General features: G+C 57.2%; 1 protein-coding gene. It reads right to left on the bottom strand.

Annotation, left to right across the window (positions count from 1 at the left end):
• Nucleotides 1–420, bottom strand: a 420-nt coding sequence (gene repC / locus EN943_RS37270; RefSeq protein WP_127416634.1) for a plasmid replication protein RepC, incomplete at its 3' end; no start/stop codon positions are given.
• Nucleotides 421–673 lie beyond the last annotated feature (253 nt).

Raw genomic sequence — 673 nt, 5'->3', positions numbered from 1 at the left:
GGAGAAGCCAAACGCTTCCTCGATCTCCCCTCCCCTGCCCTTGCGGGCGTAGCGCTTGCCGTTCGGGCTATCCCGACGGATGATCAGCCCGCAGTCAACAAGAGCCGCCAGGTGCCGCCGGACCGTGGGCTCGGGCATTCCGTGCGCCCTGAGCGACAGCTGTGCGTTCGAGGGAAAAACGATGAGGTCGTTTTCCTCACTCAATTCGCTGTCAGGATAGAATGATAGCAATGCATTCAGAACGGCCAGCGCCCTGTCGCTGATGCCGACGATGCTCTTGCCCTCGCACAGGTTGCGGTAGATCTGCCATTTGTCGACAACCCTGCCCTTAGGAATTTCACGTGAATCGTTTTGCGCTGCCAGCATGGCAAGCGACATCGGCCGCCGCCCAAAGGGCGTCGTCGCAATACCCGTCTCCATTTTCTTCCACCCTCGATTAGGCAAAAGAAATCTGCTCGCCAAAACGACGCCAATGACTCTTGACAGTGATTCGTGGAGATGCGATTCTCGGAGTGCTTAGTTCAGAGAGAGGCTTCCACGGCTTGCCGTTCGGGGGCCTTTTTCTTTTGCGGTTTCAGACTCCTTGTTTCGTGGTGGACTTCCGAAAGGCCTCAAACAGGTCGTCCAGTTGTCCGGCGATAAACGCTGCGAAACGCGATCCTTCAGCTTCTCC

The organism is Mesorhizobium sp. M7A.F.Ca.US.006.01.1.1 (assembly GCF_003997935.1).
Taxonomy (GTDB): Bacteria; Pseudomonadota; Alphaproteobacteria; order Rhizobiales; family Rhizobiaceae; genus Mesorhizobium.
Note: the sequence above shows the minus strand (reverse complement) of the source record. Positions and strands in the feature narration are given on the sequence as shown.